Below are 16,271 nucleotides of genomic sequence, written 5' to 3' on the forward strand. Positions count from 1 at the left end.
AAAACGGATCCAATGTGATGGCCATCATCAAGACGAATGCGTGGGAACTATGGAGCCTTCAGTGGATTGCGGCTAGAATCTCTCGCAAGTATAAAGACCCGTACGGGGGCGATTATGGCCAGATCTTTTTTCCGCTTTATTTCTTCAATTTTTGGCGCGTCCGACGCCAGACAGGAAGGAAAAGCCGAGCCCAACAGAGCCAATACAGGGGGCTTGATCAGAGCCGAATGGCCCCATGACTATCAGTTCCTCTTTATCGAACCACCTGCGAACGAAATCGCGGAAGCGTTGGACGGCTGGAAGTGGATCGGACTGGATGGCCTTGAACCAGCTGCGGTGTCAGCTTTCGGCGACATATTTTTCCGTGCCGGCGACGGGTCGGTTCGTCATCTCGATATGCTCGACGGGAAATTGACCAGAATTGCGGGTCATTGGGCGGAATTTCAGGCCGACTTGCAGAATGAAGCGCGCCGCGACGAGTTGCTGCTGGCGGGCCTTGTCGTTGCCGCCCGAAAGAACGGACTGATTCCGGCAGCCGGCCAATGCTATGATTTCAAGAAGCCGCCGGTGCTTGGCGGCGAAATGAGTCTGCGAGAGATGGAAACGACGTTTTTCGTTGTGAAGGTGCATATCGCCGGCCAAATCCATCGGCAGGTGAAAGATCTCCCGCAGGGCGCGAAGATAAACAAGGTTACGATCAGCGACCGATAACGCGACTTACGCCTTGCGCTCCCAGCGACGGTCGGGCGTCTGCTGCCAGTAGGTGACAGCGTGGCCCGCTTCTTTCAACACCTTCCAATGCGTCCGCGCCCCTTCGACCTGGGCCGCGTCATGGCCGTCGAACAGGAACACGGCGCGTTCGTAGCCGGCGAGATCGGCGGGTGCGGCGCCATCGACGAGGAAGCGTATCTGCGCCTGGTTGGGGTTGGCGTCGCTCGTGGTGAGCAGGATTGGCTGTTCGGCCGGATGGGCTTCACGGTCGGTCGCGTGCGCGAGGAACGAATCGTCCCTGAATGTCCACAGATGCAGGTCGAGCGCATCGCGCCGCTCCTCGGTCCCTGTCTGCACCACGGCGCGCCAGCCGCGATCGACGCTGCGCTCGAGCAGGCCGGGAAGCGCATCCTCCAGCGTCGATTCGGTCAGGTGGTAGAACAGGACATCGGCCATTCCCTGCCTTATCCCTCGTAATTGTCGCGCACCAGCCGGTCGAGCAGCCTGACGCCGAAACCCGAGCCCCAGGACTGGTTGATCTCGCTCGGCGGCGAGCCCATCGCGGTGCCGGCGATGTCGAGATGCGCCCACGGCGTTTCCTTGACGAACCGCTGCAGGAACTGCGCGGCGATGATGGCGCCGCCATAGCGGCCGCCGATGTTCTTCATGTCGGCGTTCTTGGAATCGATCAGCTTGTCGTATTCAGGCCCAAGCGGCATGCGCCACAGCCGCTCCTGACTCGCCTGGCCGGCCGCCGTCAACCTGTCCGAAAGTTCGTCATTGTTGGAGAACAGGCCGGCATAATGCTGGCCGAGCGCGACCATGATGGCGCCGGTCAGCGTCGCCAGATTGACCATGAATTTCGGCTGGAAGCGGTCGTTGCAATACCACAGCGCGTCGGCCAGAACGAGGCGTCCTTCGGCATCGGTGTTGAGCACCTCGATGGTCTGACCCGACATCGAGGTGACGATGTCGCCGGGGCGCTGGGCATGGCCGTCGACGGCATTTTCCACCAGCCCGACGATGCCGACGACATTGGCCTTGGCCTTGCGCGCGGCTAGCGCCTGAATGAGCCCGATGACGGCCGCGGCGCCGCCCATGTCGCCCTTCATGTCCTCCATGCCGGAAGCCGGTTTCATCGAATTGCCGCCGGTGTCGAAGGTGACGCCCTTGCCGACGAAGGCGACCGGTGCGTCCTTGGCCTTGCCGCCCTTCCATTGCATGACAGCCATCCGGGCGCCGCGTGGCGAGCCTTGCGCGACACCGAGGAGCGAGCCCATGCCGAGCTTCTTCATTTCCTTCTCGGTGAGGATTTCGACCTCGACGCCGAGCGCTTCCAGTTCCTTGGCGCGGGCGGCGAATTCGATCGGGCCGAGCGTATTGGCCGGTTCGTTGACAAGGTCGCGCGCCAGAAGCACGCCGTCGATGACCGCAACCTCGTCGGCGAAGGCCTTTTTCGCCGCGGCAGGATCGGCGGTGTGGATGGTCACCTTGACCGGTTTCTTCGGCTCGGCATCGTCCTTGTCTTTCCTGGTCTTGTATTTGTCGAAGGAGTAGCTGCGAAGAATGATGCCGGCGGCAAGGTTCGCCGCTTGCCTGCCGCCAATCTTTGCGCCCGGCACATCGAGGATGACGGCCACCTCCGCTGCCTTGCGCAGGGACGCGGCGATGGTGCCGCCAAGCTTCAGCCAGGCAAAGTCATCGAGGCCGGCGACCTTGCCGGCGCCGACCGCCACCAGTCGGTCGAGCGATGTTCCCTGCGGCGCCAGCACTTCCACGACACCGGCGAATTTTCCGGAAAACTCCGCCACCGGAAACGCCCGCGCCAGCGTTCCTGAGGGGTCGCAGGCCTTTGCCGGTTCGCCAAGGCCACCATCGTCGGCCGCCAGCACGAAGATGCTGCCCTTTTTGGGTGCGGCAAATTTGGCGAAGGCGATCAATGGTCTCAAAGTCATCAGGTCCTGCTTTCGGGAAACGGCTCAGATTTTCAGGAAAAATGCATTCTCAGGGAAGATGCGCGACATTTGGTCGTTTTCCTTGATTTGGCAAGACTTTGCCGGAATCAGGGCTCATATGCGCAGCGGAATCGATAACGATTCGTCGCGGCACGGCCCCGCTTTCCTGCCGCAACCTGTTGTTAACCATCGATGTTCTCCCTTTCTTATCCATTGCCGCCGACACTCCGGCCTGCGGGACGGGCGATGTGGGACGGAGAATCGGATCGAACTGCCTGAAAGAAATGGCCAAACGCACCCAGTTGTACAGCCGCAGCCGGACGACTACCTTGTCCGCGGGCATGATGCCGTTCGGCAAATCGAGAAAAGCCTTACATGAAGGTCGTTGAACGCTACATCATGCGTCGCGCGTTGGCGGTGTTTCTCGCTGCGCTGATCTGGACGCTGGCCATTGTCTGGACGACGCAGGTGCTTGCCCGCATCGACCTGGTCACCGACAGTGGCCAATCGGCGCTGACTTTTTTCGAGGTCGCGGGCCTCATCATCCCCACCATCATCCCGATCGTGGTGCCATTCGCCCTGGTGGTGGCGGTGGCCCAGACGCTCAGCGTCATGAACTCCGATTCGGAATTGGCCGTCATCAACGCCGCCGGCGCCTCGCGCTGGACGATTGTGCGGCCGGTCCTGCTGATCGCGCTGGCGGCCAGCGTCTTTTCCTTCGCGGTCGACAATGGCGTCGAACCCTATGCCAGGCAGAAGAACCGCCAGCTGATCGCGTCCTCGCGCGCCGATCTCTTGTCGCTGATCATCCAGGAAGGCACGTTCCGCAAGATCGACGACGGGCTGTTCCTGCAGATAGGCGAGCGGCTTCCGGACAACCGGCTCGGCGGCATCTTCGTGGCCGATTCGCGCGAGGAAGGCGCCAATCTGATCTATTATGCCAAGAGCGGCAGCGTCGTCGAAAAGGGTGACGAGAAGGTGCTGATGATGAATGACGGCGTCATTCATCGCAAGACGCTGACCGGCGACCTGTCGGTCATCCGCTTCACGTCCTACGCCTTCGACCTTTCCGCCTTCATGTCGGCGGCGAACGATATCATGCTCCTGCCCAAGGACCGAACGACGCAATACCTGCTCAACCCGGATCCGAACGACAAGATCTTCCAGCGCAGGCCCGGCGCCTACAAGGCCGAGCTCGACCAGCGCTTTTCCGAATGGTCCTATTCGCTGGTGTTCGCGCTGATCGCGCTGGCCGTGGCAGGCGATGCGCGCTCACACCGCGAGGCGCGCATCCACCCGCTGATCACAGCCATCGCCATTGCGCTGTTCGTGCGCTGGCTGGGCTTCTTTGCCGCCGGCAAGGCCGACAAGATCCCGCAATACGCCTATATGGTCTATGGCGTGCCGGTCATCGCCTCGGCGGTCGCCATCTGGTTCATCGTCACCTCGCGAAGCATGGAACTGCCCGGCAGCTGGGCCGACTGGATGACGAATTTCGCCGGCCGCGTCAGCGATGGCTGGACGGCGCTCAAGCTGCGCCTCAATCGGCGCTACACATCCGGCCAGGGAGCCTGACGATGGGCTGGACCCTGGGCCGCTACTTCTTCTTTCGCTACGTGTCGATCACGATCTGGTTCTTCATCGGCCTTCTGGCGCTGGTGTTCCTGATCGACTTCACCGAGCTGTCCGGCCGCATCACCGGCCTGCCGGGCTTCACCTACGGCACGGCGGTCGCGATCTCGGCGCTGAGGATGCCAATGATCATGCTGCAGACGGTGCCGTTCGTCGGTCTGTTCTCGGCGATGGCGACGCTGGTGTCGCTCAACCGCAAATACGAGCTGGTGATTGCGCGATCGGCCGGAGTGTCGGCCTGGCAGTTTCTGTTGCCCTGCTGCATAGGTGCGCTGTTATTCGGCATACTATCGGTCGGCGTGCTCAATCCGATCGCCGCGCATGGCTTCTCATGGTCGGAGCAGATGGAAAACCAGCTGCGATCCGGCAATTCGAACGTGGTGGCGGCCGATGCCACGCCGTGGATCCGCCAGAAAACCAACTCGGGCGACACCATCATCGGCGCCCGCGCCATCCTGAACCAGGGCCTGGAAATGGCCGACACCGTGTTCTTCGTCCTCGATCCGCAGGGCAACATCGTCGAGCGCAAGGACGCCGCGCGGGCCTTTCTGCGCGACGGCTACTGGGAATTGCAGGACGTCAAGGTGTTCAAGGACGGCAACATCCGTTCCGAAACGACCGACCAGTTGCCGACCAACCTCAAGCCGGAATTCGTGCAGGAACGGCTGGCGCGCCCCGAAACCATCCCGTTTTACGACCTTCCCGGCAAGATTGAGGTTGCCCGCTCCTTCGGCCTCAAGGCAAATGCCTTCGCCATGCAGTTCGATTCGCTGGTGGCGTTACCGTTCCTGCTTGTGGCCATGACGCTGATTGCGGCAACAGTTTCAATGCGATTTGCGAGGATGGGGCAGTCGGCAACGATGATTCTGGGTGGCGTCCTCGCCGGCTTTCTGCTTTATGTCGTTTCGGTATTGGTCAAGGCATTCGGCGTGGCGGGATTCGTGCCCACAGCCGTGGCTGCATGGGTTCCGGTTGTCGTGGCTATGTTCTTTGGGGTGACATTCCTGCTATACAAGGAAGACGGCTAGTGAGGGAGGCGGCTTTGCGCAGCCATAGGCAGGCCGGTTTGGCGCGCCTCTATTCGGCGAGCGCCTTGGCATGCCTGCTCGCCTGTGGCGTGCTGACGGCCCCTGCGCTGGCGCAGGACGTCACCGACGTGGCAACGAAGGTTCCCTCCGGCTCCCAGATGCTGCTGGCGGCCGACACGCTCGTCTATAACAACGACAACCAGACGGTCACCGCCATCGGCGGCGTCCAGATCGACTATGGCGGCAACAAGCTCGTCGCCCAGCGCGTCGTCTATGATCGAAACACCAAGCGGCTGGTTGCCAGCGGCAATGTCGAGATCGTCAACAGCGACGGCACCAAGATCAACTCGCAGCATATCGATATTACCGACGATTTCGCTGACGGTTTCGTCAATGCGCTGCGCGTCGAAACGCCCGAAAAAGCCTATTTCGCCGCCGAAAGCGCCGAGCGCATGGGCGGCGTGCTGACAACGTTCCACAACGGCGTCTATACGGCCTGCGAGCCTTGCGAAGACAAGCCGGACAAGGCGCCGACCTGGCGGATCAAAGCCAGGAAGATCATCTGGAACGGCGAAAAGAAAACGGTTCGCTTCGAGAACGCGAATTTCGAATTCTTCGGTTTCCCGCTGGCTTATCTGCCGGCGTTCGAGATCGCCGACCCGACGGTCAAGCGCAAAAGCGGCTTCCTGATCCCCAGCATCGGCTACAACAATCGTCTCGGCGTCGGCGTCAAAATCCCCTACTACTTCGCTTTGTCGCCGACCTACGACCTCACCGTTACCGGCAGCGGCTACACCAAGCAGGGTTTCCTCGGCGAGGCCGAGTGGCGCCAGCGCTTCAACAATGGCCAATACACGCTGAAGCTTGCCGGAATCAACCAGCAGGACCCTGGCGCTTTCCGTGATTTCGCGGCTTTCCCCGGCGGCTACAATGTCAATTCGGGGCCAGCAGGCGATCCGAACAAATTCCGCGGGATGATGGGCACCAAAGGCCAGTTCGCCATCAATCCGCGCTGGGACTTCGGCTGGGATATCCTGCTTCAGACCGACAAGAATTTTTCGCGTACCTACACGATCGAAGGCTACAACGACGCCGTGCATCAATCGTCCGTCTACCTGACCGGCCTAAACGACCGCAATTATTTCGATGTGCGCGCCATGCGCTTCCAGGTTCAGGAAAACACACCGGACGGCAACGTCGCATCGCGCAGCGACAAGCAGCCCTGGGTGTTGCCGTCGCTCGACTATGCCTACATCCCCGACATGTCGGTGGCCGGCGGCCAGCTGTCGTTCAACGTCAATGCACGAGTCATTCGCCGCGACGATCTCGATCAGGCCTATTTTACCCCCTATGTGCCGGGCTCAGGCGTCCAGCGCGTGCGCGGCATCGAGGGCGAATCCGGTCGCCTCACCGCCGAAGCCGAATGGAAGCGTACCTTCACCACGGACGGCGGATTGCAGTTGACGCCCCTTCTGGCTCTGCAGGGCGACGTCGACTATCTCAACGCTTCTTCGGCTTCGCTGACTGCGGTAAACCAGATGGCAACGAATGTCGGTGCCGCCGACGACATGCGGTCTTCCTTCGCCCGTTACATGGCGACCGCCGGCCTTGAGATGCGCTGGCCGGTGCTGTTTTCGATGGCCCGCTCCAGCCATATCGTCGAGCCGATGGCGCAGGTCTTCATGCGCCCGAACGAGCAGTATGTCGGCGGGCTCGCCGTTCCCAACGAGGACGCACAGAGCTTCGTCTTCGATGCCACGACGCTGTTCGAGCGCGACAAGTTCTCCGGCTACGACCGCGTCGAAGGCGGCAGCCGCGCCAATGTCGGCTTCCGCTATTCCGGCGCCTATGACAATGGCTGGGGCACCAATGCCATCTTCGGCCAATCCTACCAGCTGGGCGGCCGCAACTCCTTCAATTCGCCGGATCTGGTCAATGTCGGCGCCAATGTCGATGGCGCCGCCAATTCGGGCCTGGAGACTTCGACCTCCGACTATGTCGGCCTTGTCGGCTTCAGCAGCCCGAGCGGCTTCTCCGGTTCGCTCAGCGGCCGCTTCGACGAGCAGACCTTCGAAGTTCGCCGTGCCGAGGTGAAGGCCGCCTATTCCGGGCTGCCGGTTTCGCTGAGCGCCAAATACGCCTTCATCCAGGCGCAGCCGCTCTATGGTTTCACCACCGACCGCCACGAAGTCACGCTCGGCGCCTCGACACACCTGGCCGAAAACTGGCGCGTCTTCGGCACCGGCACCTACGACCTGCAACAAAGCGTGCTGGTCAAGGACGGCGTCGGCTTTGCCTACAATGATTCCTGCTTCACCTACCTGATGACGTACTCGGAATCACGCGACATCAAAACCAAGGAAGTGTCGCAGAATGTCGGCTTCAACCTGTCGTTCCGCACGCTCGGCGATTTCGGCTCGTCCCAAAGCTCGATCGACTCCATCCAGTAGAGCCGGCTGACGACATCGTTTTGCCGCATAAAGCGGGCACGGATTTCGCCAATATCGGGCTGGAATCGGCCAAAACCGGGCTAGAATTGGGATGCTTTCGATGAGGAAATACCTGTTTTCGGCAGGATTCGCGCTCCTGTTCGCGGCGACCTCGGTCTCTGTCACCACGATGGTACCGCCGGCCTTCGCCAGTGAAATCAAGTATGTCGTCAACAACATGCCGATCACCACCGGCGACATCGCGCACCGGGCTGCCTTCCTGAAACTGCAGCGCAAGAAGGGTGACGCGGGTCAGGAAATGATCGACCAGACGCTGCGTATGGCGGAGGCCAGGCGTCTCGGCATCCGCATCTCCGACGCCCAGGTAGAGGCTGCCTATCAGCGCTTTGCCTCGAGCAACAAGATGCAGCTCAAGCAGCTCGACGGTGTCATGGCGCAGTCCGGCGTGACCAAGGAGCATTTCAAGGAATTCATCCGCTCCCAGATGGCGTGGAACCAGGCGCTGAGCGCACGCTACAGCGGCGGCGGCGGGCAGGTGAGCGAACAGGATCTGGTCAAGCGCATGCTCGAAAAAGGCGGCGCCAAGCCAAGCGCCACCGAGTACATGCTGCAGCAGGTGATCTTCGTGGTGCCGAAGGCCGAGCGCAGTGCCACACTCGCCAAACGCAAGCGCGAGGCCGAAGCCATGCGCGCCCGCTTCAATGGCTGCAACACCACGCGTGAATTCGCCAAGGGCCTGATCGACGTCACCGTTCGCGACCTCCCCCGATTGCTGGCGCCGCAACTGCCGCCGGACTGGGCCGAGCAGATCAAGGCCACCAAGCTGGGCGGCGCCACGGCCGTGCGCGAGACCGATCGCGGCATCGAATTCATCGGCATCTGCTCATCGCGCGAGGTTTCCGACGACAAGGCGGCCCAGATGGTGTTCCAGAGCGAAGGCAGCGGCGACAAGAACGCCGACGAGCTCTCGGCCAAGTATGTCGAAGAGCTGAAGGCGAAAGCCAAGATCGTTACGCGCTGAACCGGCCCAGCCGTGCATGAGACAGAGCTTCCGCTGGCGCTGAGCGTCGGCGATCCATCCGGCGTCGGTCCGGAAATCGCCATTGCCGCGTGGCAGAGCGCCCGCGGTTCCGGTGCCGCGCCCTTCTATCTTCTCGCCGATCCGGCGCTGATTGCCGCGCGGGCGCGCCGGCTCGGCGCGGCGGTGGCAATCGCCGAGACGGTGCCGGCCCAAGCAGCTGGTGTCTTTCAACACGCCTTGCCCGTGGTGCCGCTGGCGGCCCACTTCACCGATGATCCCGGCCGGCCCGACCCGGCCAATGCCGCCGGCATCATCGAGGCCATCGATCGCGCCGTCGCCGACTGCCTTGCCGGTCATGCGGCCGCGGTCGTCACCTGTCCGATCGCGAAGAAGCCGCTTTACGATGCCGGGTTCGGCTTTCCCGGCCATACCGAATATCTGGCGCATCTGGCCTCGCTCCATATAGGCGGCGCGGTGATGCCGGTGATGCTGCTCGTCGGCCCCGAATTGCGCACCGTTCCGGTCACCATCCACATCGCGCTGGCCGAGGTGCCGAAGACGCTGACGACGGAGCTGATCGTTGCCATCGCGCGCATCACCGCCGGCGATCTTGCACGCCGTTTCGGCATCGCCAGGCCGAGGCTCGCGCTTGCCGGCCTCAATCCGCATGCCGGCGAAAGCGGCGCCATGGGGACAGAGGACGAGCGCATCATTCGTCCTGCGGTCGACATGTTGCGGGCGCAAGGCATCGATGCCTTCGGGCCGCTGCCGGCCGATACGATGTTTCATGCGCGCGCCCGCGCCGGCTACGACGTGGCGGTCTGCATGTATCATGACCAGGCGTTGATCCCGGCCAAGGCGCTGGCCTTCGACGAGGCCGTCAACGTCACGCTTGGCCTGCCGTTCATCCGCACCTCGCCCGATCACGGCACAGCCTTCGACATCGCCGGCAAGGGCATCGCACGTCCCGACAGCCTGATCGCGGCGCTGAAGCTGGCCCGCCGGCTGGCCGATACCGGCGCAAAGCCCGCAGCTGCATGAGCCCAAAATCATGAGCCCAAAATCATGAGCCAAATTCATGAGCATTGACGGGCTGCCGCCGCTGCGAGAGGTGATCGAGCGCCATGGACTGCAGGCAAAGAAGGCGCTTGGCCAGAATTTCCTGCTCGACCTCAATTTGACCGGCAAGATCGCGCGGGTCGCCGGCGACCTCAGCGACAGCACGGTGATCGAGGTCGGCCCCGGCCCCGGCGGGCTGACCAGGGCGCTGCTCGCTGCCGGTGCCGGCCGCGTCGTCGCCATCGAGCGCGACGAACGCTGCCTTGCGGCCTTGGCCGAGGTCTCCAACCACTATCCGGGCCGGCTCGAGGTGATCAGCGGCGATGCGCTGAAGACGGATTTTGCCGCTCTTGCCAAGACCGCGTCACAAGTCGGCCCGGTGAGGATTGCCGCCAACCTGCCCTACAATATCGGCACCGAGCTGTTGATCCGTTGGCTGACCGTGGCGGACTGGCCACCCTTCTATCAATCGATGACGCTGATGTTCCAGCGCGAGGTGGCCGAGCGCATTGTCGCCGGTGCCGGCAGCGATGCTTATGGCCGGCTCGGCGTGCTGGCGGGCTGGCGGACCGAGGCGAGGATCGCCTTCGACGTGCCGCCGCAAGCGTTCACGCCGCCACCCAAGGTAACGTCGTCGGTGGTGCATCTGGTGCCGCGCGCCAGCCCTTTGTCAACCGACGTGAAAAAACTCGGCCGCGTCACCGAAGCCGCTTTCGGCCAGCGCCGGAAAATGCTGCGGCAGAGCGTGAAGAGCCTGGGTGGCGAGGCACTGCTGACGCGCGCCGGCATCGATCCGACCCGGCGTGCCGAGACGCTCAGCGTCGAGGAATTCGTGCGGCTGACAAACGCGGTTTGACCGGCGGCGCTGGTCGGCCGTGGACCCAAATCGCATCCTGTGTGACAGCGACGACAAGCAGCTAATAGCGGCATGCAGTTGCCGGTGAGTCGCCGAGCGTGATATTGTCGTCATATGAAAAAGAGTACCTCAAGCCTCCGGCCGACCCAAAGCCAGTTTGTCCTGACCAGCGGCAGGGGCGAAAAAATCAGCGCGGTTGAAGGCTTGAAGCTATCGCAACGTATGGGCTTCATTCTGAAGGAAAGCCGTGAGCGCGGCCTGAGCGGGGATGAGCGCAGGGCGCTTATCAAGGACCAAGTAACCCGCAAGAAGTAGGATCGGCAGGTGGTCTATGCCGCTGAACATGATCCGCTGTGCTAGCCAGGCACGACCGTTCTCCGCAACAGGCTGAATATCAAAGACCAGGCCCAACTCGATGAATTCGAGTTGGCACTTTTCCTGACCAGGGCCGACGAACATATCCCCGCAGGCCGTCTGGATTTCGAGCACTACAAGGCTGTCCATCATCACCTGTTCCAGGACGTTTATGAATGGGCGGGAGAGGTTCGCGCCATCCGCATCGGCAAGGGGGGGGCAACTGGTTCTGCTATCCTGAGTATATCAACCAGGAAATGCATAGAATTTTCGGCGAACTCGCCGACGGTGATTATCTCTGCGAACTCGACCTCGACGCCTTCGCCGTTCGGGCCGCGCATGTTTTGGCCGAAATCAATGCCGTCCACCCGTTTCGCGAAGGCAACGGCCGCACGCAGCTTACCTTTCTGGCAATGCTGATGGAGAATGCGGGATTCCCATTCAATGCCGATATGCTCGGTCGCGAAAACGTCCTGAATGCGATGATTGAGAGCTTTGCCGGCGAGGAAACCCCATTGGCAGAACTCATAAAAGATATCGCCAGCCAGTAACAGATGCCCACAGCGTCATATTGCCAGATCGTTTGCCAAAGACGCCTTCATGGGGACAGCCGGCCATCGGGGAACGACAGCTGCCTATTCCGTCTTCTCGTCCAGCAACCCCGAGACGAAATCGAACAGCCCGGGCCGGCGGTCGCGCCGCAGCCTTTCCGCCGTCACGATTCCACGCACTTCGGCGAAGGCGCGGTCGAGATCGTCGTTGACGATGACAAAGTCATATTCCTTCCAGTGCTCGATCTCGTTGCGGGCGTTCTTCAGCCTGGTCTCGATCACGTGCTCCTGGTCCTCGGCGCGGCGCTTGAGGCGCGACTTCAATTCCTTCATCGACGGCGGCAGGATGAAGATCGAGACGATGTCGGCGCGCATCTTCTCCTTGAGCTGCTGGGCGCCTTGCCAGTCGATGTCGAAGAGCATGTCACGGCCCTGCGCGAGCGCCAGTTCGGCCGGCTCGCGCGGCGTCGCGTAGCAATTGCCGTGGACCTCGGCCCATTCGAGCAACGCGTCGGAATCGCGCAGCCGCTCGAACTCGCGCGTGGTGCGGAAGTGATAGTGGACGCCCTCGATCTCCGAGCCGCGGCGTGGCCTGGTGGTGACCGAGACCGATAATTCAAGGCTGCCGTCGCTTTCCAGCAGGTTGCGCGCGATCGTCGACTTGCCGGCGCCCGACGGCGACGACAGAACCAGCATCAGCCCGCGGCGGCGAATGCGGGATCCGAGATCCCTGGCAACCATCGGCTCCTTGCCACCCATTCGGGTTTACTCCAGATTCTGGACCTGTTCGCGAAACTGGTCGACCACCGCCTTCAGTTCCAGCCCGATGGCGGTGACAGTGGCGGCGTTCGACTTGGAACACAGCGTATTCGATTCGCGGTTGAATTCCTGCGCCAGAAAATCGAGCTTGCGGCCGATGGCGCCGCCATTTGCCAGCAGCGCTCTGCCCGACGTCACATGCGTCTTCAGCCGGTCGATCTCTTCACGGATATCGGCCTTGGTGGCCAGGAACGCCGCTTCCATGTGCAGCCGGCCGGCATCGAGGTTGGCCGACGCATCCATCAGCAGCCGCACCTGTTCGGCGATTCGCTCGCGGATCGCCGCCGGTTCGCGCGACGGGTCGGCCTCGGCTTGAAGCGTCAACGCCTCGATGGCGTCGATATGGCCGGAAAGCAGCGAACGCAGCGCTTCGCCCTCGCTCTGGCGTGCCTGCTCGAGGCCTGTAAGCGCCGTTTCCAGCGCGGACAGGATTGACGCGTCGAGTGCTGCCCGCACCTCCTCGGTTTCGCTGGTTTCAGGGATATCGAGCACGCCGCGCAGGGAAAGCAGACCGTCGGCAGTTGCCGGACCAACACCGAACTGGTCCTGCAGCCGCTTGGCCAAGCCCGCCAGATCCCTGAGGAAGGCTTCGTTGACCACTGGCTGCGCCTGCTGGCCGGCGGCGCGGCCGACGGTCAGCGTCGCCTGGAAATTGCCACGCGAAAAGCGCTTCTGCAGCGTCTGCCGCACAGTCGGTTCGAGCCGCTCGAAACCTTGCGGCAGCCGCAACCTGACCTCGACGCTCTTGCCGTTGACCGACTTGACCTCCCAGGCGATCGAGGCGCCGTCATGTTCGGCAACAGTGCGTGCAAATCCGGTCATGCTCTGCAAATTCATGATGCGGCTCGTGTCTCCCTGATGGTCCGATTCTAATAATTGCGCATGCGTTCGATATCACGGGCAGCGCGAATGTCAGAATCGCAATACCGGCAAGATCTTGATTTCTGGTGTCGTTTCGATCTCGCGGGGCTGAAATCGAGCGAAGCAGAGGCACCCGAGCAAGACCGAAGACGCTTCGAACGGCGCTACTCGTTCAAAGCAGCAGCGCGTCCGCCTCTGTCCGCATCGCTTAAGGTCGATCCGTCTGAAAGCGCCGGCCTGCTACTGGGCGGCACCCGTATCGCCGGCATCACCGCTGTCACCGGCGGCATCGCCACTTGCGTCACCGTTGTCGTCGCCATCCGCCGGCGCATCGGTCTGGCCCGGAGTCTTGGCGCCCTTGGCGGCGTCTTCAGCCTGCTTCTTCTGCAGTGCCCGGTAGCGGGCAACGTTCTCATTGTGCTCGGCAAGCGTGGTGGCAAAGACGTGGCCGCCGGTGCCGTCGGCGACGAAATAGAGATCATCGGTCTTCGACGGGTTGGCGACGGCTTCGAGCGCGGCGCGGCCGGGATTGGCGATCGGCGTCGGCGGCAGGCCGTTGATCAGATAGGTGTTGTAAGGCGTCTGTTTCTGGATGTCAGATTGATAAATCGGCCGGTCGGCGGGTTTGCCCTTGCCGCCGAACAGGCCGTAAATGATGGTCGGATCGGATTGCAGCCGCATGCCCTTGGCCAGACGGTTGAGGAAGACGGCGGCAACGCGCGAGCGCTCGTCGCCCCGGCCGGTTTCCTTTTCGACGATCGAGGCCAAGGTGACGAAGTCGTCGACATTGGCCAGAGGCAGGTCGGGCGCGCGCCGCTGCCAGACCTCGTCGACCAGCTTCTTCTGGTCGGCGAGCAGCTTGTCGACCATCTGTCGGCGCGTGGCGCCGCGGGTAAAGCGCAGCGTGTCGGTGGCGAGGCTGCCCTCAGCCGGCTTGGCGGCCGGCATGTCGCCGGTCAGCGCATCCTGCTCGGCGATGCGCTGCAGCGCCTGCTCGACCGTCAGGCCCTCGGGAATGGTCAGCGAGTACATCACCGACTTGCCGCTCTTCAGAAGCTCCATGATGTCGCGCATGGAGGCGCGCGGCTTTATCTCGTATTCGCCTGCCTTCAGCGCTGAATCATTGCCATAGACCCGCACGGCGATGCGGAAGATGCGGGCATCGCTGATCAGCCCACGCCGTTCGAGCTGGTCGGCAATATCCTGGACGCCGGTGCTCGGCTTGACCAGGAAGGTGTCGCCGGCCACCGACGGGCCCGGTTCGTTGAATGCCTGCTTGCCGAAATAGAGCGAAACGCCGGCGGCGAGGATCATCAACATCACCGCGGAGATGACGAAGTTCATGAACACGACGACTTGGCTGCGCGAGGCGCGCGAGCGCTTTGGTGGTGGTGTGCCGGCTTCCGGGCGCAAAGCTTCGGCCGCGGTCTTCGGCACGATCGGGCCGGTCTGCTGGTTTTGTCCGAATTGTCCGCTGCCGCCCGGATTGGTGTTCATTAGCGCCCTACCATCTGATCTCTTAGAGCGACCATGCGCCCGATTGGACGCACAGCGTGCCCTAACATTTCAAGCCTACGCATCGTGCTTTTAAAAAAAGCGCCTTCGGTTTCAGGCCGATGCGACGAATCCCCAGCGGCAGAGTAGGCTTGAATATGGCAAAATTGACGACAGACCGCTGGCGCGCCGGTCGATACCGCAATCAGCCTGTATAACGCTGGAATACCAGCGAAGCGTTGGTGCCGCCGAAGCCGAAGGAGTTGGACAGCGCCACGTCGACTTGGCGATGCCGTGGCGTGTTCGGAACAAGATCGATCGCGGTTTCGCGTTCCGGGTTGTCAAGATTGATGGTAGCTGGCGCGATGTTGTCTCTGATAGCGAGGATCGAAAAGATCGCCTCGGCGGCACCCGCGGCACCCAGGAGATGGCCGATCGACGACTTGGTCGACGACATCGAGATTTTCGAGGCGGCGTTGCCGACCAGCCGCTCGACGGCGCCGAGTTCGATCGTGTCGGCCATGGTCGAGGTGCCGTGCGCGTTGATGTAGTCGACGTCGGCGGGCGTCAGCTTGGCCCGGTTCAGCGCCGCCGTCATGCAGCGGAAGGCGCCGTCGCCGTCTTCGGCCGGTGCAGTGATGTGATAGGCATCGCCGGTCAGGCCGTAGCCGGTGACCTCGGCATAGATCTTGGCGCCGCGCGCCTTGGCGTGTTCGAGTTCTTCCAGCACGACGACCCCGGCGCCCTCGCCCATGACGAAGCCGTCACGGTCGCGGTCATAGGGACGCGAGGCCTTCTCAGGCGTGTCGTTGCGGTCGGTGGACAGTGCCCGGCAAGCAGCGAAGCCGGCAAGCGATAGTCTGGTCACCGGCGATTCCGCGCCGCCGGCCAGCATCACGTCGGCATCGCCGAAGATGATCAGCCGGGCGGCATCGCCAATGGCGTGCGCGCCGGTCGAGCAGGCGGTGACGACGGCGTGGTTGGGGCCTTTCAGCCCATGCCGGATCGATACCTGGCCAGATACCAGGTTGATAATGTTGCCGGGAATGAAGAATGGACTGATACGGCGCGGTCCGCGCTCTTTCAGGATGATAGCGTTCTCGGCGATGCCCTCGAGGCCGCCAATGCCGGAGCCGATCATGACGCCGGTGGCGCAGCGCTCGGCTTCGGTGCTGGGCTCCCAGCCGGAATCCTTCAGCGCTTCGTCGGCGGCCGCAATCCCGTAAAGGATGAAGTCGCCGATCTTGCGCAGTTCCTTGGGCTCGAGCACGGCTTCGGGATTGAGCGTGCCGTTGGTGCCGTCACCGCGAGGAATGACGTGGGCGATCTTGCAGGCAAGATCTTCCACTTCGAACTCGGTGACGCGCTTCGCGGCGCTGCGGCCGGTCAGAAGTTCCTTCCAGCTGTGCTCGAAGCCCATGCCGAACGGCGAAACCAGGCCAAGGCCCGTGACGACGACACGCCTCATCGCAGGTCCTCC

Annotated in this window: 16 protein-coding genes; 8 read left to right on the plus strand and 8 right to left on the minus strand. The window is 62.5% G+C overall.

All coding sequences use genetic code 11. From position 1 onward, the window contains the following. Window positions 1–114 precede the first annotated feature (114 nt). Entirely contained in the window at window positions 115–711 is a 597-nt protein-coding gene (locus NKJ75_RS08055; RefSeq protein WP_023743803.1) for a T6SS immunity protein Tdi1 domain-containing protein, read from the plus strand. A gap of 6 nt (window positions 712–717) precedes the next feature. On the opposite strand, the gene NKJ75_RS08060 is transcribed toward NKJ75_RS08055, so the two are convergent. Genes NKJ75_RS08060 through NKJ75_RS08070 form a run of 3 tightly spaced genes read right to left on the minus strand, consistent with a single transcriptional unit; the run spans window position 718 to window position 3,024 of the window. Then, complete coding sequence (locus NKJ75_RS08060) at window positions 718–1,167, minus strand: DNA polymerase III subunit chi (RefSeq protein ID WP_023672739.1); 450 nt, start codon at window positions 1,165–1,167, stop codon at window positions 718–720. Window positions 1,168–1,175: 8 nt separating this feature from the next. Beyond that, a complete protein-coding gene (locus tag NKJ75_RS08065; RefSeq protein WP_023715072.1) occupies window positions 1,176–2,666 on the minus strand; it encodes a leucyl aminopeptidase in 1,491 nt (496 codons plus the stop codon). A 49-nt stretch (window positions 2,667–2,715) separates the two neighbouring features. Continuing rightward, a complete protein-coding gene (locus tag NKJ75_RS08070) occupies window positions 2,716–3,024 on the minus strand; it encodes a hypothetical protein (RefSeq protein WP_352499544.1) in 309 nt (102 codons plus the stop codon). A gap of 17 nt (window positions 3,025–3,041) precedes the next feature. On the opposite strand from NKJ75_RS08070, the gene lptF reads away from it, so the two are divergent. From lptF to rsmA, 6 genes are all read left to right on the plus strand, one after another. Further along, window positions 3,042–4,241, plus strand: a complete 1,200-nt coding sequence (lptF, locus tag NKJ75_RS08075; protein WP_023672737.1) for an LPS export ABC transporter permease LptF — start codon at window positions 3,042–3,044, stop codon at window positions 4,239–4,241. Window positions 4,242–4,243: 2 nt separating this feature from the next. Further along, the gene (lptG, locus tag NKJ75_RS08080; RefSeq protein ID WP_023702945.1) at window positions 4,244–5,326 is read left to right on the plus strand and encodes an LPS export ABC transporter permease LptG; all 1,083 of its coding nucleotides are present in this window, start codon (window positions 4,244–4,246) and stop codon (window positions 5,324–5,326) included. Continuing rightward, window positions 5,326–7,776: an LPS-assembly protein LptD gene (locus tag NKJ75_RS08085; RefSeq protein ID WP_023743802.1), complete on the plus strand. Its 2,451-nt coding sequence runs from the start codon at window positions 5,326–5,328 to the stop codon at window positions 7,774–7,776. Before lptG ends, NKJ75_RS08085 begins: the two co-directional genes overlap by 1 nt. 91 nt (window positions 7,777–7,867) lie before the next feature. Beyond that, window positions 7,868–8,797 carry a peptidylprolyl isomerase gene (locus NKJ75_RS08090; RefSeq protein ID WP_023731133.1) on the plus strand — a complete coding sequence of 310 codons (930 nt, stop codon included), beginning with the start codon at window positions 7,868–7,870 and terminating at the stop codon, window positions 8,795–8,797. A gap of 12 nt (window positions 8,798–8,809) precedes the next feature. Continuing rightward, window positions 8,810–9,838 (plus strand): 4-hydroxythreonine-4-phosphate dehydrogenase PdxA, encoded by a 1,029-nt coding sequence (pdxA, locus tag NKJ75_RS08095; RefSeq protein WP_031246866.1) that lies wholly within the window; start codon window positions 8,810–8,812, stop codon window positions 9,836–9,838. Window positions 9,839–9,875: 37 nt separating this feature from the next. Then, window positions 9,876–10,712 (plus strand): 16S rRNA (adenine(1518)-N(6)/adenine(1519)-N(6))-dimethyltransferase RsmA, encoded by an 837-nt coding sequence (gene rsmA, locus NKJ75_RS08100; RefSeq protein ID WP_023743800.1) that lies wholly within the window; start codon window positions 9,876–9,878, stop codon window positions 10,710–10,712. A 210-nt stretch (window positions 10,713–10,922) separates the two neighbouring features. On the opposite strand, the gene NKJ75_RS08105 is transcribed toward rsmA, so the two are convergent. Then, on the minus strand, window positions 10,923–11,219 hold the full coding sequence (locus tag NKJ75_RS08105; protein ID WP_198022429.1) for a hypothetical protein: 297 nt from the start codon (window positions 11,217–11,219) through the stop codon (window positions 10,923–10,925). Window positions 11,220–11,242: 23 nt separating this feature from the next. Here NKJ75_RS08105 and NKJ75_RS08110 point away from each other — a divergent pair, with 23 nt between their 5' ends. Continuing rightward, the gene (locus NKJ75_RS08110) at window positions 11,243–11,617 is read left to right on the plus strand and encodes a Fic/DOC family protein (protein WP_348524570.1); all 375 of its coding nucleotides are present in this window, start codon (window positions 11,243–11,245) and stop codon (window positions 11,615–11,617) included. 84 nt (window positions 11,618–11,701) lie between these two features. Here the strand turns inward: NKJ75_RS08110 and gmk are convergent, their stop codons facing one another. The 4 genes from gmk to fabF all read right to left on the minus strand — a co-directional run bounded on the left by gmk (window position 11,702) and on the right by fabF (window position 16,259). Next, complete coding sequence (gene gmk, locus NKJ75_RS08115) at window positions 11,702–12,376, minus strand: guanylate kinase (RefSeq protein ID WP_023672729.1); 675 nt, start codon at window positions 12,374–12,376, stop codon at window positions 11,702–11,704. A 6-nt stretch (window positions 12,377–12,382) separates the two neighbouring features. Then, a complete protein-coding gene (locus NKJ75_RS08120; RefSeq protein WP_023743798.1) occupies window positions 12,383–13,273 on the minus strand; it encodes a YicC/YloC family endoribonuclease in 891 nt (296 codons plus the stop codon). Window positions 13,274–13,537: 264 nt separating this feature from the next. Further along, window positions 13,538–14,794: an endolytic transglycosylase MltG gene (gene mltG / locus NKJ75_RS08125; protein ID WP_352499545.1), complete on the minus strand. Its 1,257-nt coding sequence runs from the start codon at window positions 14,792–14,794 to the stop codon at window positions 13,538–13,540. Window positions 14,795–14,996: 202 nt separating this feature from the next. Then, window positions 14,997–16,259, minus strand: coding sequence for a beta-ketoacyl-ACP synthase II (gene fabF / locus NKJ75_RS08130; protein ID WP_023685687.1), 1,263 nt, complete (start codon window positions 16,257–16,259; stop codon window positions 14,997–14,999). Window positions 16,260–16,271 lie beyond the last annotated feature (12 nt).

Origin of the sequence: Mesorhizobium sp. M0058, assembly GCF_040323095.1 — a bacterium.
GTDB lineage: Bacteria > Pseudomonadota > Alphaproteobacteria > Rhizobiales > Rhizobiaceae > Mesorhizobium.

Excerpts from the sequence above, each read along its gene's own strand:
- NKJ75_RS08055 (WP_023743803.1), top strand. The coding sequence starts at position 115 with ATGGCCAGATCTTTTTTCCGCTTTATTTCTTCAATTTTTGGCGCGTCC.
- NKJ75_RS08060 (WP_023672739.1), bottom strand. The coding sequence starts at position 1,167 with ATGGCCGATGTCCTGTTCTACCACCTGACCGAATCGACGCTGGAGGAT.
- NKJ75_RS08065 (WP_023715072.1), bottom strand. The coding sequence starts at position 2,666 with ATGACTTTGAGACCATTGATCGCCTTCGCCAAATTTGCCGCACCCAAA.
- lptF (WP_023672737.1), top strand. The coding sequence starts at position 3,042 with ATGAAGGTCGTTGAACGCTACATCATGCGTCGCGCGTTGGCGGTGTTT.
- lptG (WP_023702945.1), top strand. The coding sequence starts at position 4,244 with ATGGGCTGGACCCTGGGCCGCTACTTCTTCTTTCGCTACGTGTCGATC.
- NKJ75_RS08090 (WP_023731133.1), top strand. The coding sequence starts at position 7,868 with ATGCTTTCGATGAGGAAATACCTGTTTTCGGCAGGATTCGCGCTCCTG.
- rsmA (WP_023743800.1), top strand. The coding sequence starts at position 9,876 with ATGAGCATTGACGGGCTGCCGCCGCTGCGAGAGGTGATCGAGCGCCAT.
- NKJ75_RS08105 (WP_198022429.1), bottom strand. The coding sequence starts at position 11,219 with ATGATGGACAGCCTTGTAGTGCTCGAAATCCAGACGGCCTGCGGGGAT.
- NKJ75_RS08110 (WP_348524570.1), top strand. The coding sequence starts at position 11,243 with ATGGGCGGGAGAGGTTCGCGCCATCCGCATCGGCAAGGGGGGGGCAAC.
- gmk (WP_023672729.1), bottom strand. The coding sequence starts at position 12,376 with ATGGGTGGCAAGGAGCCGATGGTTGCCAGGGATCTCGGATCCCGCATT.
- NKJ75_RS08120 (WP_023743798.1), bottom strand. The coding sequence starts at position 13,273 with ATGAATTTGCAGAGCATGACCGGATTTGCACGCACTGTTGCCGAACAT.
- mltG (WP_352499545.1), bottom strand. The coding sequence starts at position 14,794 with ATGAACACCAATCCGGGCGGCAGCGGACAATTCGGACAAAACCAGCAG.
- fabF (WP_023685687.1), bottom strand. The coding sequence starts at position 16,259 with ATGAGGCGTGTCGTCGTCACGGGCCTTGGCCTGGTTTCGCCGTTCGGC.